Annotated in this window: 16 protein-coding genes; 8 read left to right on the forward strand and 8 right to left on the reverse strand. The window is 32.9% G+C overall.

Going from position 1 to position 16,746, the window contains the following annotated elements; genetic code table 11:
* Positions 1–195 precede the first annotated feature (195 nt).
* The 5 genes from ptsP to FHK87_RS05580 all read right to left on the reverse strand — a co-directional run bounded on the left by ptsP (position 196) and on the right by FHK87_RS05580 (position 6,120).
* Positions 196–2,676 (reverse strand): phosphoenolpyruvate--protein phosphotransferase, encoded by a 2,481-nt coding sequence (ptsP, locus tag FHK87_RS05560; RefSeq protein WP_140591142.1) that lies wholly within the window; start codon positions 2,674–2,676, stop codon positions 196–198.
* 12 nt (positions 2,677–2,688) lie between these two features.
* The gene (dhaL, locus tag FHK87_RS05565) at positions 2,689–3,324 is read right to left on the reverse strand and encodes a dihydroxyacetone kinase subunit DhaL (protein WP_140591145.1); all 636 of its coding nucleotides are present in this window, start codon (positions 3,322–3,324) and stop codon (positions 2,689–2,691) included.
* A 37-nt stretch (positions 3,325–3,361) separates the two neighbouring features.
* Complete coding sequence (gene dhaK, locus FHK87_RS05570; RefSeq protein ID WP_140591148.1) at positions 3,362–4,432, reverse strand: dihydroxyacetone kinase subunit DhaK; 1,071 nt, start codon at positions 4,430–4,432, stop codon at positions 3,362–3,364.
* A 90-nt stretch (positions 4,433–4,522) separates the two neighbouring features.
* Positions 4,523–5,362, reverse strand: coding sequence for a TorF family putative porin (locus tag FHK87_RS05575; RefSeq protein WP_140591151.1), 840 nt, complete (start codon positions 5,360–5,362; stop codon positions 4,523–4,525).
* Positions 5,363–5,397: 35 nt separating this feature from the next.
* Entirely contained in the window at positions 5,398–6,120 is a 723-nt protein-coding gene (locus FHK87_RS05580; RefSeq protein WP_140591154.1) for an MIP/aquaporin family protein, read from the reverse strand.
* Positions 6,121–6,450: 330 nt separating this feature from the next.
* Between FHK87_RS05580 and FHK87_RS05585 the strand changes: the two genes are divergently transcribed.
* From FHK87_RS05585 to FHK87_RS05595, 3 genes are read left to right on the forward strand one after another with little or no spacing between them, the layout of a single operon-like run.
* Positions 6,451–6,819, forward strand: a complete 369-nt coding sequence (locus FHK87_RS05585; protein WP_226294107.1) for a VOC family protein — start codon at positions 6,451–6,453, stop codon at positions 6,817–6,819.
* A gap of 11 nt (positions 6,820–6,830) precedes the next feature.
* Positions 6,831–7,397 carry a Crp/Fnr family transcriptional regulator gene (locus FHK87_RS05590; RefSeq protein ID WP_140591158.1) on the forward strand — a complete coding sequence of 189 codons (567 nt, stop codon included), beginning with the start codon at positions 6,831–6,833 and terminating at the stop codon, positions 7,395–7,397.
* 52 nt (positions 7,398–7,449) lie between these two features.
* Entirely contained in the window at positions 7,450–7,998 is a 549-nt protein-coding gene (locus FHK87_RS05595) for a redoxin domain-containing protein (RefSeq protein ID WP_140591160.1), read from the forward strand.
* A 382-nt stretch (positions 7,999–8,380) separates the two neighbouring features.
* Here FHK87_RS05595 and FHK87_RS05600 read toward each other — a convergent pair whose 3' ends face one another.
* Positions 8,381–8,809 carry a tellurite resistance TerB family protein gene (locus tag FHK87_RS05600; RefSeq protein WP_140591163.1) on the reverse strand — a complete coding sequence of 143 codons (429 nt, stop codon included), beginning with the start codon at positions 8,807–8,809 and terminating at the stop codon, positions 8,381–8,383.
* A 93-nt stretch (positions 8,810–8,902) separates the two neighbouring features.
* Here FHK87_RS05600 and FHK87_RS05605 point away from each other — a divergent pair, with 93 nt between their 5' ends.
* Positions 8,903–9,529, forward strand: a complete 627-nt coding sequence (locus FHK87_RS05605; RefSeq protein WP_140591167.1) for an RNA polymerase sigma factor — start codon at positions 8,903–8,905, stop codon at positions 9,527–9,529.
* 42 nt (positions 9,530–9,571) lie between these two features.
* On the opposite strand, the gene FHK87_RS05610 is transcribed toward FHK87_RS05605, so the two are convergent.
* On the reverse strand, positions 9,572–10,153 hold the full coding sequence (locus FHK87_RS05610) for a mechanosensitive ion channel domain-containing protein (RefSeq protein WP_226294108.1): 582 nt from the start codon (positions 10,151–10,153) through the stop codon (positions 9,572–9,574).
* 2 nt (positions 10,154–10,155) lie between these two features.
* Entirely contained in the window at positions 10,156–10,995 is an 840-nt protein-coding gene (locus FHK87_RS05615) for a universal stress protein (protein WP_140591170.1), read from the reverse strand.
* Positions 10,996–11,649: 654 nt separating this feature from the next.
* Between FHK87_RS05615 and FHK87_RS05620 the strand changes: the two genes are divergently transcribed.
* The 4 genes from FHK87_RS05620 to FHK87_RS05635 all read left to right on the forward strand — a co-directional run bounded on the left by FHK87_RS05620 (position 11,650) and on the right by FHK87_RS05635 (position 16,745).
* A complete protein-coding gene (locus FHK87_RS05620) occupies positions 11,650–12,813 on the forward strand; it encodes a cation:proton antiporter (RefSeq protein WP_140591175.1) in 1,164 nt (387 codons plus the stop codon).
* 549 nt (positions 12,814–13,362) lie between these two features.
* Positions 13,363–14,817 carry an arginine decarboxylase gene (locus tag FHK87_RS05625; RefSeq protein WP_140591180.1) on the forward strand — a complete coding sequence of 485 codons (1,455 nt, stop codon included), beginning with the start codon at positions 13,363–13,365 and terminating at the stop codon, positions 14,815–14,817.
* A 19-nt stretch (positions 14,818–14,836) separates the two neighbouring features.
* A complete protein-coding gene (gene speB / locus FHK87_RS05630; protein ID WP_140591184.1) occupies positions 14,837–15,781 on the forward strand; it encodes an agmatinase in 945 nt (314 codons plus the stop codon).
* Complete coding sequence (locus FHK87_RS05635; RefSeq protein WP_140591188.1) at positions 15,771–16,745, forward strand: deoxyhypusine synthase family protein; 975 nt, start codon at positions 15,771–15,773, stop codon at positions 16,743–16,745. Before speB ends, FHK87_RS05635 begins: the two co-directional genes overlap by 11 nt.
* Position 16,746: the final 1 nt, after the last annotated feature.

Here is a 16,746-nt window from a genome sequence, read left to right on the forward strand (position 1 = left end):
AACATTTTTGTCAAAATTCTACATCATATTTTGATGAAATCTTATTTTAAGTATTTTTCATTAAAATCAATAACTTAAAACTAAGAATCAAGTAAATTGTTTTTTAAATAAATATCTAATAATCAATAATTTGAATCCTAATTCAAAAATACAGCACAAATGTTCTAAAAAGGTCTAGCTAACCTATTTTCGATATTATAATTGCAGTTTACTTTTAACAACGGATAGTGTACTCCATTTATAAATATCATCTAAAGAGATTTTATTTTCTTTAATATTCATTTTTCTTATCGCCTCTTTAATTGCCGGTATTGCAGGACTTGACATACTATAACTTCTAAGTCCGATAGAACTTAGTAAGTTGGTAGCTTTAGGGTTTCTCGCTAACTCTCCACAAAGACTTACCTCAAGTCCTTCTTTATCAGAATTTTGTATAATAGAAATTAAAGCAGATATGACGGTAGGATGTAATGCACTATAATGTTTGGAAATAGATACATTTTCTCTATCCATAGCCAATAAATATTGCGTTAAATCATTTGTGCCAATACTTAAAAAATCTAATTCCTTAGCTATTTGTGGTAAAATGAAAAGTATTGAAGGAACCTCTACCATTATACCCTTCTTTATATGTTTAGAATACTCAACTCCCTCTTTACTTAATTCATCCTGCACCTCTGCCAAAATACTATTGGCTTCTATTACTTCTTCTAACATACCAACCATAGGGTACATAATACGAATCTCATAATCAGCAGAAACACGGCAGATTGCTCTAAGTTGGGTTTTAAAAATTTCTTTGTTTTGCAAACAATATCTAATTCCTCGAACTCCAAGAAACGGATTGGTTTCTTCACCTATTCCTAAATACGGAATAGGTTTATCACCCCCAACATCTAGCGATCTAATGGTTATAGGTAAACCCTGCATATTTTCGCATACCTGTTTGTATATCTCATACTGTTCCTCCTCGGAAGGAGGCGTTTCCCTATTCATATACAGAAATTCTGTTCTATATAGACCAATTCCGTCGGCACCGTTTTCAAATGCAATTTTTGCCTCTTTTGGACTACTAATATTTGCAAGAATCTTAAATTTAACTTCATCTTCAGTAATTGCTGGCATTTTAGCTCTTGAAAAACGTTCCTGAAAAATCTTTTCTTCAATCTTCTTTTCCTCACGTAAAGAAGCTATTTTTTCTGGATTTTTTCTATCTAAATATATCACGCCTTTACTGCCATCAATTCCAATTAACTCACCATCCACAATAACATCTACTTGATTCTCTAGACCTGTAATAGCAGGAATACCAAGGGATCTAGCAAGAATTGTAGCGTGGGACGTCTCACCTCCAACTTTTGATACAATTCCTAGTACTTTATCAGTATCTAAACTCAACGTTTGAGCAGGACCAATTTCTTCAACAATTAAAATACTTGGCTCTGTTAAATTGATTTCATTTTCAACACAATCTAATATCTGAACTAATACTTTATTCCTTACTTCTATAACATCCGAAGCTCTTTCCTTAAAGTACTGATTGTTCATTTCTAAGTACTTCAATTCTAGTTTTTCAAAAACATAAAACCAAGCGTACGCAGCACTATAGTTTTCATCTTCTATTAGGTTTTCAATTTCATTTATTTTTTCATCATCCTTGAGTAATGACACGTGAAAGTCAAAAATTTCAGCATCTTCTTTTCCATATAAACCCATAGTTTTATGGCGTATATCCTCAAGTTCTTCAACAACCTTACTTAAAGCACTTTTGAGCTTTATTTTTTCCTCAGTCGTATTGTTAATAATAGTTTTTTCTACTATTACAGTTTGATTGTGTAATACTTTTGCTGGTCCAACAGAAATACCTTTAGAAACAGGAACTCCTTGAATATTCTCAGAAGATACATTAGCACCATTAGTTTTAACCTGAACAGGTTTTTTTGATTTTATCTCCTTTTTTGAATCTCCGAAATTATTGGCATAAAACTCTTGTAAAGATTTTTCAAACTCGAGGAACTCCTCTCCAATAACCTTGAAGGTTAATACGTCATCTTTTTTTGCACCCAATGTTCCTACTTGACTTATACTTCCAGCAGAAACATAGTCTCGTTTATTTTTACTTACACTTACCTCGTTGTTGTATTTATTAACGAGTTCTACCAATCTAACAGCAGGTCTTGCGTGAAGACCTAATTCATTAGGGACTTTAATTTCAATCTCCTTACCAACTACTTGTGCAATTTGTTTAGGTTTTTGCTCCTCACCATCACTTCCTAGTAAAGATTTTTTGCCCATTAAACCATTTCTCGCTTCGTTTGCGACGGTTTTTAGGTCTGCACCTGTCATTGCTTGGGCTGCAGCCGCTATAGCTCCTTCTGTTAAAGGTGCTTCGCATAGCAAGACCTTTTCCTTTAGATCATCGGATAACATTTCAGAAGCAAGTTCTGCATTCATTACCGCACTACCTATATCCATTAAGACCAAAATACCCTCTTTAGAATCTGCTAACTCAATAGCCTCTTTAATTTTAAATGGATCAGTACCTATCGGATTACTTTCGTCATCTATACCACCAGCAGCAAAAATTTTCACTTTGTTTTGCGACATTTGTTGGGCTAACTCTTTAACTCCATCTGCCAATTTCTCACTATGAGAAACAATTACTATTCCAACCATATATCTTAAAACTTAGTTTATAGCTTCTTTTAACGATTTAAATATCAGATAACTTGAAGTAGCTCCAGCATCTTGATGACCAATACTTCGCTCTCCCAAATAGCTCGCTCTTCCTTTTTTAGCAATTAGGTCTGTTGTTGATGTCATACCTTTTTCTGCAACCTTTACTAAATTTTCTAAAGCTTCATTTATTGACAAATTAGCGTTTAAAGAATCTGATAAAGATTGGATGGCTGGATCGAGAACATCGATCATAGTTTTGTCGCCTACCGAAGCTTTTCCTCTTAGCTTAACTCCATTTACTCCATTTTCTAAACAGTTTTTCAAGTCTATCAAGTTCAACTCAGTTTTATCTTTTAAAACCATACTTGCCTGCAAGAACAGTGTCCCATAAAGAGGGCCAGATGCCCCACCAATACTGGAAATCAATGTCATTCCAGTATTTTTGAAAAGTGAGGCAATGTCTTTGCTATTAGAGAGTTCATCTAATTTTTCTCGGACTTTGTTAAAACCTCTTTCCATATTAAAGCCGTGATCTGCATCTCCGATATCAGAATCAAGTTTTGTTAGATAGTCCTTATTTTCTTGCATAACTAAGGCGGCTTTTTCTAACCACTTAATCAGTTGCGATATATTTATAGTTTTCATAGGTTCTTTTTTAACTAAAATTCAAAAACATATTAAATTACTTACCCCATCTTAGCCCAGGGGTATTTACTGGCGAATCCCAGAATTTAAGAATTTCTTCATCTGCTCGAACAAGAGTTACAGAGCAACCCTGCATATCTAAGGCAGTGATATATGCCCCAACTAGATTTCTCACCAAGGATATTTTCTTTTCAGTACATATTTCGTCTAACTTTCTATAAACAGCATATAATTCTGATACTGGAGTGCTTCCTAAACTATTTACCATAGCAATCATTTTATCGCCAGATTTAAAGGATTCGCTAGTAAGGGAAGTTTTCTTCCATCCAGAAGACTCAATATCCCATTCATTTAGGTCACGCGTGTAATCTTCATCCTCTAAGATGGCATTTGTCAAAATTGCCGTGATCTCATCAGCAGAAGTATGGGCTATTCTTTTTCTTCCTGGTTCTCCGTGTATTCCAACTCCTATTTCGATTTCATCTTCATCAATCTCAAAATTTGGTTTACCTGCTGCTGGAACAGTACACGATGTGAGTGCCATACCCATAGATCTTCCTCGTGAGTTTACCTTGCGTGCAAGTTTTGCACATTCTTCTAGATTGTAACCAGCTTCGGCAGCTGCTCCTACAATTTTTTCCATTATAACAGTTGTTCCGACACCTCGTCTCCCAGCGGTATATAAACTGTCTTTAACCGCTACATCATCATCTATTAGAATGTTTTGCGTTTCAATACCTTCAGAATTTAGCATTTCAGCTGCCATCTCAAAGTTCATAACATCTCCAGTATAATTCTTAACTAAGAATAATACACCACCACCATTTTCAACTGCTTTTGCACATTCGTACATTTGATCGGGGGTTGGTGAAGTAAAAACCTCTCCAGGACAAGCAGCATCCAGCATACCTTCTCCCACAAAGCCACCGTGCATAGGCTCGTGTCCACTACCACCTCCAGAAATTATTACAACTTTGCCCTTTTTTGTGGCTTCATTTCTAACGATATATTTTGGTTCAAGATTTATTTTTAGATTTGGATGTGCTGCTGCCATACCTTGCATCTGTTCTACAATAACATCCTCAACTTTATTTATTAGCTTTTTCATTTCTTAAATTTTAAAGTATTAATTGATACATCAATTTCATTAATTCTAACCTCCTTAAGGTTTAATACAACCTTCTCGATAAAATAAGAATTATAGTTTAATAGTAGCATTAAATGCAGCATTAAATTCTTCTCTATCTGGATTATAGACCATATCTGCTTTAAGTGTTAATCCAACCTCTTTACTTATAGAATATGATTTTGAAGTATACCAACCTATTTGCGTTACATTGGCTTTCTCATCTGTCGTGTAGTAGTTATCGTTTGGTGAGCCAGAAATAAATGGGCGTACTGTAATTTTATTTGGCATTTCAATAGAGTAGCCAACTTCCAAATAAAGAGGAGCATCACTCCCAGGGAAAGAATTATAAAAATCCCAACCTGCAAAGAAATCTAATTTTCCAATATTGTAAATAGCTCTTAATTCGAGCCTGTTTGTAGCTCCATCATTGTCAAAATCAAAAAACCCTCCTACATTTGGATCGTAGTGCGGCAAGACCATCACCGCTAAGTTAGATTTTTCTCCCACTTTACCTCCATAACCAATGTATGGAATGATTTCCTTGTAGTTGGGTGCATCTGATGCTATAGCAAATGGATAAGAAGACCATACCCCAACAAAGAACCCACCGTTGGAAAAGGTTACACTAGCCTGTGCATTCGGATGATCACCTAAAACTAATCCACGCCAGATAAATCGACTATTTAATGTAAGGTCGTAAGCTACATTCCACTTGCTTTTTTTAGGCTCTTCCTCTTCTTGTTCTGACGCATCAGCTACAATGTTTTCATCTTGAACCTCTTGGGTTGTCTTTTGGTTAGAAGAAACTGTTTCTAAAACTTCAGCAGTTTCATCCTCAGCTTGTTGTGCGATTATTGGCTGTAAGCCTAAAATAATAGTAAGTATTAATATGTATTTTAAATTTTTCATTTTTATGATTTTATGTGATTAAAAAAGTAAGTGGCTTAAAAAACAGGGAATAGCATTATAAATACACCAGCAGCTACTCCTCCTAAGATTGGTCCTACAACAGGCACTAGGCTATAACCAAAATCTGAGCTTCCTTTACCAGGAATAGGTAAGATGGCGTGAATAATTCTAGGAGCTAAATCACGTGCAGGATTCACAGCATAACCGGTAGTCCCTCCTAATGATAAACCAATACCCCATACAAGACCCGCTACTAGAAAAGGCCCTAATCCTGGGGCTAGAGAACCACTACTATCAAATATTGCAGCTACACCAAGAACTAAGACAAATGTTGCTATCGTTTCGCTTAGAATGTTAGCACCTTTTTTACGAATTGCTGGTCCAGTAGAAAAGCAAGCCAATATTAAACCTTCATCTTTTGTTTCTTTCCAATGTGGTCCGAAATGAAAATAAACTAGAAAAGCACCAAAAGCGGCTCCAAAAAATTGTGATAAAACAAATGGTAATACATTTGAAAAATCACCACTTGATACAGCAAACCCAATCGTTACCGCGGGATTGATATGTGCTGGAGCACCAAAAGCCAAAGCGACAAATACGCCAACGAGAACCGCAAAAGCCCATCCAGAAGATATGACCATCCATCCCGAACCATTAGCTTTAGATTTCCCTAAAAGACAATTCGCAACAACTCCGTTGCCAAGTAAGACAAGAATCATTGTCCCAAAAAACTCACCAAGTAATACATTAATTTCCATAATAAAATATTTATTTAATTAGTTAAAAGCTGTTTAACATTAATGATTTGACACATTTTTGGAGCTGTTTTTGATAGAATGGCAAATAATTGATGTTAAATTTGCGTTATTATTATTTTAACAAACTTATATTTTTGATGGTATTAGGAATTTTCTATTTAGTCCATATTGTGTTTTATTTGGGCTTAATCATACTTTTTACAAAAAAGAGGCTAGTATTTTTGTCACTTTTGTAAAAGTTCGTACTGATTTTTTGTCAAAAATCAGGTTTTGGTAAAGATGTTTTTTAAATGATTTAACTGTACAGCTATGAAGAAAGTAAATAGACTTATGACTAATATTTGCTCTGATGATCTTGCATCTAGTAAACATTTTTACACTACACTTTTTGATTTTAGTATAAGCTTTGAGAGCGACTGGTTTATTCACTTAATAACCTTAGATAATAAATATGAATTAGGGATAATAGATAGGAATAACGAAATTGTGCCAAAAGATTCCCAAACTAATCCTAATGGATTTTACATCACTTTTGTTGTAGAAAATACTGATACTATCTATCAAATAGTCCAAGAAAGCGGTTTTGAATGTGTGTCAGAACCAACAGATACTTTTTACGGACAAAGAAGACTACTTTTAAAAGATCCAGACGGCACGCTAGTAGATGTATCATCGCCTATTAAAAATTTTAAATTCTAATTATCCGAATAATGTGTAACATCAAAAAACTTGGAGGTATTAATCAGCTCCAGGAGACCTCCAAAGTGAATCTTATTAAATATTGGAATGAAGAAAAGGTTTTTAGAAAAAATGAATTTATTCTTAAAAGTGGGCAAGTTGAGCATTATCTCTATTTTGTTTGCTCGGGTTCTTTATTTTTAGGATTAGAAAATAACGTTAAAGAACACGTTTTAGGCTTCGGTTATGAAACTTCAGTAATTTGCTCGTTTTCTTCTTTCATCACTCAATCGCCTTCAAAGTTTCATATAAAGGCTATTACTGATTGTACCCTACTGCGAATTTCTAAAACCCAGCTAATGAAACTTGTAGATGAGTATAGTGATATAAAAGCTTGGTACTATTCTTTAATTGAACAGACCTTGGCTGGGCATTTGGAAAGACAAGCAGAACTATTAAGTTTATCCCCAAAGGCAAGATATACTTCGTTTCTTGAAAGAAGCGGCCATTTAATAAACAGTTTGCCTCTTAAGTACATATCATCTTATCTCAATATGGAGCCTGAAACTTTAAGTAGAATACGAAGTAAAATTTCTTGATTAAAATCAAGGAAAGTAAAAGCTGCTATCTTCATTTTTGTATGAAAAGATTATGAAACTAAAACCAGGATATAGGGCACCAACCTTTAAGACGATAGATATTTTTGGAAATGAGTTTGATTTGTCTAAAATAAATGATTCTAAAATTTTCCTTTCATTTTTTAGATACGCAGAATGCGCATTGTGTAATCTAAGGATTGCCGAATTAAAAAAAGAAGCTTCAAATTTTCAAAGTCAAAACATTGAAGTGATTGCAATTTTTCAAAGTGATTCCAAAAGTATTAAAGCATCTATCTATGATAGACACCAATTAAAATTTACAGTAATATCTGATTCAAATTTCAAACTGTATAACTTATACCAAGTCACTCCTTCTTGGAGAAAATTATTAAGAACAGCAAGTTTGAAAGGTTTAAAAAGTATAGCTCGAGCAGCTTCAGAAGGATATAAACTTGGAGGTAAAGTTGAAGGTAGGTTTAATCAAATTCCAGCTGATTTTCTTATAGATTTAAATGGAGAAATTAAGATAGCGCATTATGGGACAAGTGTTATAGATCATATACCAATAAGAGAAATTCTAAAGGATATGTTTTGGTCTTGACCTGTTTATAAAACATTAAAAAAGCCAGACAAAATTGTCTGGCTTGAGGAAAAAAATGTCCTATATGTAGCGAGAGCAGGACTCGAACCTGCGACCTTCGGGTTATGAGGGTGAATACCACATTTACAATGTATTGATTTTCAATGTTTTAAAAATTAAAGTGGGTGGAAAATAGCTAAAAATGCTTGTAAAACCACCCACATAAACCGCCCACCTGATTGCGGGATTTTACGAAGACTTTTAAGATTTTTTGATAACTCACCAAAAACTCTAAAAGAAGATATTTTTCATTATCAAATTTCCTATCCACAAAACCTAAGTTCCATAGGCTTGCAAAGGGTACTACATTTTGTTAATGTTATTCCTAAGTCATACGTAAGAGTCATTGGTCTTTCTCTATTAAATACTGATACTCCTCAAAATCAATTTTTCCTTGAAAGATTCTAATCGATTTCTTAATCAGTTCCAAAGCTCGATCTTCAGAACATCCTAATCCAATTGCATATTGATGAATGAGTTTTATTTCATGTGGATCTACATAATTATCAGCAAAAATCATTTTAAAAAGATCAAACAGATGATGCAATCTTTCTTCTTTCGAACTTACAGCTTCTAGAGCAAATCGTTTGGGATTCTTAATTACTTCAGAGTATTGTTCTTCACTGATATCAAATTTATCAGCAAATTTAGAAAGTAGTCCCTTCTCTTCATCATTGAGTGCTCCATCTATAAATGCCATGTTTACAATACTTGCAAAGTGAGCTAGGTTGTTTTTTTGAATACCTGATTCATAAATTTCTGAGATTGACATAACTAATATATTTTAAGTATACTTTTTAGACACCATTTCATAATAGGGGTCACATTTTTAACTATATTTAGTTATTGTTAATCCACTTTCATTATGAGTTCCTTTGGAGATCTATTTTCAATACCGGACGAGAAAAAATCAAGTATTGTTCTAAAAGAAGCTAAAAGCTTAACCGATGAAGAATTGGTTGAAAGAATTAAAGAGTCTAAAAATCAACTCCTATTTGGAGTTTTATATGAAAGGTTTAGTAAAAAAGTCTACAGTAAATGTTATGACTTTGTGAAGAATGAAGATGAAGCAGAAGATCTTTCTCAAGATATTTTTATGAAATTATATACAAAACTCGAGGGATTTCAAGGCAGAGCAAAATTTTCTACTTGGCTGTATGCTTTTACCTATAATTTCTGTATAAATTTTTTGAACAGAGATAAAAATAAAAAACTAACCAGCTTCTCAGAAAAATTAAAAAACAAGGATTATGAAATAGTATCTGAAGAATTAGAACTCGACGAAGATTTTTTTGAAATCAAATTATCTAAACTCGAAAAAGCTTTGGAAATGATTGCTCCGGAAGACAAAGCATTACTTATGCTTAAATATCACGATAATATCCCAGTAAAAGAACTTCAAACCTTATTCAATATTAATGAAAGTGCTTTAAAAATGAGATTGAAACGGGCTCGAATAAAAGCTGTAAAAGCACATGATAAATTGACTTAGAATCAACTTCTATCTAAAATCATATTTTAATTTCACAGTTGTCTAACTTGTTGTTTCATTTTCATTAGTGACAGGAGGTATAAAACTTAAATCTCCTGGCTCTTCATCTTTTTTTAAAATTTGAATTCCTTTTTGTATAACATAGGAATTTGGCAAAGTAATATCCTGACCATTATCGGTTATCATAAAAAAGTAAAACCCTGTAATATCTTTGACTTTTCCAGTTAAATTAAAATCTTTATCCAAAATTCGTATTCTGTGACCAATACGAACCGGATGACTAAAGAATAAAATAATACTTGCAGTAAGGTTGGATAATATAGACCATTGCGCAAAAAAACCAACCCCCAAAACAGCCAATACAGAAGAAATAAAAACTACAAACTGTTTATGGTCTACACCCCAAATAATAGCAAGAATAGATATAACAATAATATAGGTAAAAAGATAAACCAAATTAAGTATTATTTTTCTTCGATTAACCTCTATTGACTTTATAAAACCAAATCTACGAATAGCTCTTTTAGTTAATAACAACCCAATCACCATAATAGTCAGTAAAATGGTAGTATAAAGAATTTCTGTTTGATATGCCAACATATAAATAATTAAAAAGTTTTTCAAAATTACTTTAATTCTGGCAGAATTAAGATAGGTAGCACACTATTAAAACTAATTTTGTCCACCACATCTTCTTCAAGCAATTTTTGAAAAAAATTTTGTTTGTGATGAATTAATACAATCAAATCACTTTCAGTTTGCATCGTAAAATTTCTTAAAGCTTCGGCTTCAGAATTTCCAACATCGATCTTACAGAAAATATAGTCCAAGTTATGAAACAAACCTTTTAAAGTTTCTTTGTTGATATTTTGTCTATTGGTAAGGTACTCTTCATCCATTATTCTGGCAATATTGATTTTTGAACCTTTGGATAAAACAATTTCAATTAAAGGTTCTAATTCGTTTTGATAGAATGTTCTCTTGAAATTAGTTGAAAATGCTATCAAAGAAGGTGGTTTAGGAATATAGTTTTGAGGAACTACAATTATAGGACATTTATTTATTCCATTAATTACTTTCACAGTGTTGCTGCCTAAAAATATTTCTTTAGCACCTTTAGCCCCTTTAGTTCCCATAACAATATAATTTATTTTTTTTGAAATGGAAACATGGTTAATTGCCTTCAAAAGGGTGTCGGTAACAGAAATAGCCTTAAATTCATGATTAGAGTAGTTATTATTCTTTATAAGTTTCTTCAAAAGAACTTCTAATTCATGTTCGGATTCATCCGACATTTTATCTAAAATTGTATCATTATATTCTTCGCTCAACATAGCAGAACGATTACTAACATAAACATTCAACAAAAAAAATATACATTCTTCATTATTAAAAAGTTCACGAGCATATTCTAATGCATTCAGAGCATTAGTCGAGAAGTCAATTGGAACTAAAATTCTTTTCATTTTCAAACACTAATTGGGTTTATTAAAGATAAAAAATTCAATTATGGAATATCTATAACAAACTTATATGTATTATGACACAAAGAAATTTCAAAGGTCACTCTCAAATACAAAATTGAAAAAGTATTGCTATTACATTCTCTTTTAATGTACTGTATTGATGTATTTGTATGAATTTTTCTTAAAAAAGTGACCTTACATACATTAATGTGTCCTATGACAGAATGCTTTTGACAATAAGACATTTTATAACAATTAAATGAATAACAATTATGGAAATAATAAAAGATAATGACACGTTAATTACGGAAAAAAGTGAATCAACTTTCAAACCATATTCAGAACTAATTTCTATCAATACAGCAAAAAGTAAAATAAGATTAAATAATGTGTTGAAAAAGCCATTTGACACATTCATGTATTGGTCTGATATAATTTATCTTGACATGAAGAAAAAATTAAAGCGATATTCGGAAACAATATGGTCTATTATCATTGTGTTGTATGTTAGTTACCTTATCATTTGGTTAATTAAAAATATCTAAAGTCGTTAGTTACCGAGTTATCAAAAAACTCGGTTTTTTTATTTCTGAATTTTATTATTGTAATTCAAAAAAAGCTACATTTAATGGTCTTAAAACAAACCATTTTTAAATGCTATTAATTTCCTCTTTAGATCCTATCATAACTCTTATAGCCATACTTGCAGTTTTAGTCATTGCTATTAGTTTGGTGCTTCGTAAGTTCAATCAAACATATATTATTGGGTATATCCTTGCAGGAGTAATCCTGGGAGAACACGGTTTAAATTTGGTAAAAGATCAGACTTCTATACATCTTCTTGGAGAGTTAGGCGTAATTCTATTGCTGTTTTTTATCGGTATGGAAATCAACCTTATTGATTTCTTAAAACGATGGAAAGTTGCAGTTATAGGAACTCTCTCTCAAATTGCCATTAGTGTTGTTTTGGTATTATGTATAGGGCATTATTATGATTGGAATTTTGCGCGTTCCGTAGTTATTGGTTTTGTGATTGCCTTAAGTAGCTCAGCTGTGGTCATTAAACTACTACAAGATAAGAATCTTATAGATACCAAAGTTGGCAAAAACGTTCTTAGCATTTTGTTGGCTCAAGATGTTGCCTTAGTACCACTTTTAATCATTATTTCCCAATTAGGAGGAAAATCAGAATCAACAGAAAACATTATACTAATGATCATTGGAGCGATGCTAATTGTAGTTATTCTGGTTTATATCTATATAAAAGGAGCTATCATATTACCCTTTTCTAAAAAGATATACCGTGATCATGAGCTACAGGTATTTATGGCAATATTTTTATGTTTCGGATGTGCTTTAGCCACATCTCTTTTTGGAATATCGGCAGCTTTGGGAGCTTTTGTGGGTGGAATGATTATTAATGCTGCTCGGTCAACACATTGGATTCACGATACTTTACATTCTTTTAGGATATTGTTCGTCTCTTTCTTTTTTATTAGTGTAGGTTTACAAATTGATCTGACATTTATCTATCGAAATTTACTTACAATTTCTATTACAATTATTGTGGTTTATATTACTAATCATTTATTAAACTCCTTGATTCTTAGAGTATTTTCATGTAATTGGAAAGAAGCTATTTTAGGAGGAGCCTTACTGGCTCAAATTGGGGAATTGAGTTTTCTGTTAAGCTCTACCGCCTTTAGCCTAGGAATTATCGAAAATTTTGGATATAACTTTACTATCAGTTTGATTTCTCTGACTCTGGTCGTTAGCCCCTTCTGGATTGGAATAACAGAAAAAATTATTAAAAAATAGTAAGGCTCAAACTAAAAATTTCTTGGAATCTAATGGCCTTATTTGGTAATAAAAAAATTATAGAATTAATGTGACGGCTTGTAAAATTAGGTGTATTAGGTTATAGTTTTGAATACCTATTTTTTTTAACATTTAAAAATTAACAAAAAAAACTTGTTTTATTCATTTTTTTATTATGTTTGCTTTAAGAATGAGTTCATAAATAGAACGCATTGCCTAAATAAAATGAAATCTTTTTTCAGATTCGGGCTTAGGAGGATAATGAGGTCTACTCCAAAAGCTGCCCTAGGGATAGGGACCCGAATTCTCAGGCTGACTTCTAAAAAGTACACAATCGCTCTTCAGTTTTTAGAACGAATTTCCTTCGTTCCACATACGGTTACCATTATACGTATATGAGAATAGATTGATACGAATGACCTATAGTCATTTGTCGTACCAATTTATAATTTTTTCCAATCGCATTATGGAATGATCCATAGAATGTTAAGGCTGTATATGTCTGTGCGTTTCTATCGTGAACTTCTCTTGCAATACAAAGTCAAATAGATGAAAACTAAATATATCGATCTTATTGATCAAACATTTTATTTCCCACAAGAAGAATTTAATCTGGAAAACAACCAGTTACAATTTCATGGCATCAACTTAATGGCATTGATTGCCCAATATGGAGCACCGTTAAAATTCACCTATCTACCCAAAATATCTGAAAATATAAATAGAGCAAAGGGATGGTTTGATAAAGCTATTAAAACCAATAATTATGCAGGTAAGTATAACTATTGTTACTGTACCAAAAGCTCGCATTTTCAACATGTATTGAATAAAGCGCTAAAAAATGATATTCATATCGAAACTTCATCTGCTTTTGATATTGATATTGTAGAAAATCTAAAAACGCAAGGTAAAATCAATGATGACACCTATGTGATCTGTAATGGCTTTAAAAGAGATCAGTACATTCAGAACATTGCGCGATTAATCAACAACGGACATCGAAATTGTATTCCTATTATTGATAATTATGAAGAATTATCATTACTAAGCGAAACCATTAATGATAAATTTCAAGTAGGTATTAGAATAGCTTCAGAAGAAGAACCAAAATTTGAATTTTATACCTCTCGTTTAGGGATCGGGTATCGCAATATTGTTCCTTTCTATAATAACCAGATCAAAGGAAATCCCAAGGTAGAATTAAAGATGTTACACTTCTTTATCAATACGGGAATTCGTGATACTGCTTATTACTGGAATGAATTACTAAAATGTCTTAAAGTATATATCAATCTTAAGAAAATATGCCCTACCCTAGATAGCTTGAATATCGGTGGTGGTTTCCCTATTAAGAACTCATTAGGGTTCAATTATGACTATGAATATATGATTAATGAAATCGTAAACCAGATCCAAATTGCTTGTGAAGAAGCTTGTGTTGATGTCCCAAACATATTCACAGAATTTGGAAGCTTTACGGTTGGTGAAAGTGGCGGTGCTATCTATGAAGTACTGTATCAAAAACAGCAAAATGACCGTGAAAAATGGAATATGATCAATTCGTCATTCATTACCACATTGCCCGACACCTGGGCAATTAATAAACGTTTTATAATGCTAGCGGTTAACAGATGGGATGACGAGTACGAGCGTGTACTATTAGGTGGCTTGACCTGTGACAGCGATGATTATTACAATTCTGAGCAACACATGAATGCCATATATCTACCAAAATACAAAAAAGAAAAACCACTATACATCGGTTTTTTTAATACAGGAGCCTATCAAGAAACTATAGGAGGATTTGGCGGGTTACAACATTGTCTGATACCACAGCCCAAACATATTATTATAGATCGAAACGAAGAAGATAATTTGATTACTTCAGTTTTTTCTGAGCAACAAACATCAGAGCAATTATTATCCATTTTGGGATATCAAAAAAAAGAAGGACATAGTTCATCTCTCGAGAATACAAAACAACAATTAGAAACCATTATTTAAAACCACTTATAATTAAAAAATGAAAACTGATAAAACATTTGCCGGTATTCCTGAAAAATATGCAGGCTATGACAAATCAAAAGTAGTACTAATTCCAGTTCCTTATGACGGCACCAGCACCTGGGGTAAAGGAGCTGACAAAGGCCCTGAAGCTTTTTTACATGCTTCGGAAAATATGGAACTATACGATATTGAAACTGATAGTGAAGTATACATCAGAGGGATTCATTTATTAGATCCAATAACTGTTAATGATTCTCCCGATTCAATGGTAGAAGCCGTATACAATACTACCAAAAAACATATTAAGAGAAACAAGTTTGTAACCTTGTTTGGGGGTGAGCATTCTATCTCTATTGGTTCAATCAGAGCCTTTGATGAGTGTTTTAATAATCTTACTGTTTTACAGATTGATGCACATGCGGATCTTAGAAAAGAATACAAAGGTTCTAAATATAACCACGCTTGTGCTATGTATGAAGCGAATGAAAATACAAATTTGATTCAAGTTGGTATTCGGAGTATGGATGCATCAGAAAACTTGGTAGTGAATGATGATCAGGTATTCTTTGCTCATGAAATGGTAAATGATGATTATTGGATGGATAATGTGATCGATCTGATGACCGACAATGTGTATATAACCTTTGACTTAGATGCTTTCGACCCTTCTATACTGCCCGCAACGGGAACACCTGAACCTGGAGGACTGTTATGGTATGAGACCCTTGAGTTTTTAAGGAAAGTATTTGCAGAGAAAAATGTAGTGGGATTTGACATTGTTGAACTATGCCCCGACACAATGAGCAAAGCATCTGACTTTGCAGCTGCTAAATTATATTATAAAATGCTGAGCTACAAATTTGAAGACAGTGAAGAAATCTTGGAAGATGAAGATGATATCACAGAAAATGAAACTATAAAAAAATTCAAACCTAATTACGAAGAGCACGATGAAAAGTAAAGGTGAAATTTCAAAATTTATAGAAAAGTACTTTCTTCATTTTAATGCAGCTACTCTTGTAGATGCTGCAAAAGGATATGAATTACAATTGGCAGGTGGAAGCAAAATGCTAGTGTCCCTTGCGGGGGCAATGAGTACTGCTGAACTGGGAAAAATCTTTGCCGAAATGATTCGTCAGGATAAAGTACATATCATTTCTTGTACTGGAGCGAATCTCGAAGAAGATATCATGAATTTGGTAGCGCACAGTCATTATAAAAGAGTACCTAATTATAGAGATTTGACTCCACAACAGGAATGGGAGTTACTAGAAAGAGGACTAAATCGTGTCACCGATACGTGTATCCCTGAAGAAGAAGCTTTTAGAAGATTGCAAAAACATATTTTTAAGATCTGGAAAGATGCAGAAGAAACTAAAGAACGTTATTTTCCTCACGAATTTATGTATAAACTTTTACTCTCTGGAGTACTTGAAGAATACTATGAAATAGACATCAAATACTCTTGGATGTACGCTGCTGCAAAAGCTAATTTACCTATGGTCGTTCCAGGTTGGGAAGATAGTACAATGGGGAACATTTTTGCCAGCTATGTAATGAAAGGCGAATTGAAAGCTAGTACCATGAAATCAGGTGTTGAATATATGACGTTTCTGGCTGATTGGTATACTGATAATTCAGAAAAAGGTATAGGATTCTTCCAAATAGGAGGCGGTATCGCAGGGGATTTTCCCATTTGTGTAGTGCCAATGTTGTATCAGGATTTGGAGAGAACCGATACGCCTTTTTGGAATTATTTCTGTCAAATAAGTGACTCTACTACAAGTTATGGGTCTTATTCTGGAGCTGTACCTAATGAAAAAATTACTTGGGGCAAACTAGATATTGATACTCCTAAATTTATAATAGAAAGTGATGCAACCATTGTAGCTCCATTAATTTTTGGCTACCTATTAGATATGTAAA

This window comes from Aquimarina algicola (assembly GCF_006443095.1).
Lineage (GTDB): Bacteria > Bacteroidota > Bacteroidia > Flavobacteriales > Flavobacteriaceae > Aquimarina > Aquimarina algicola.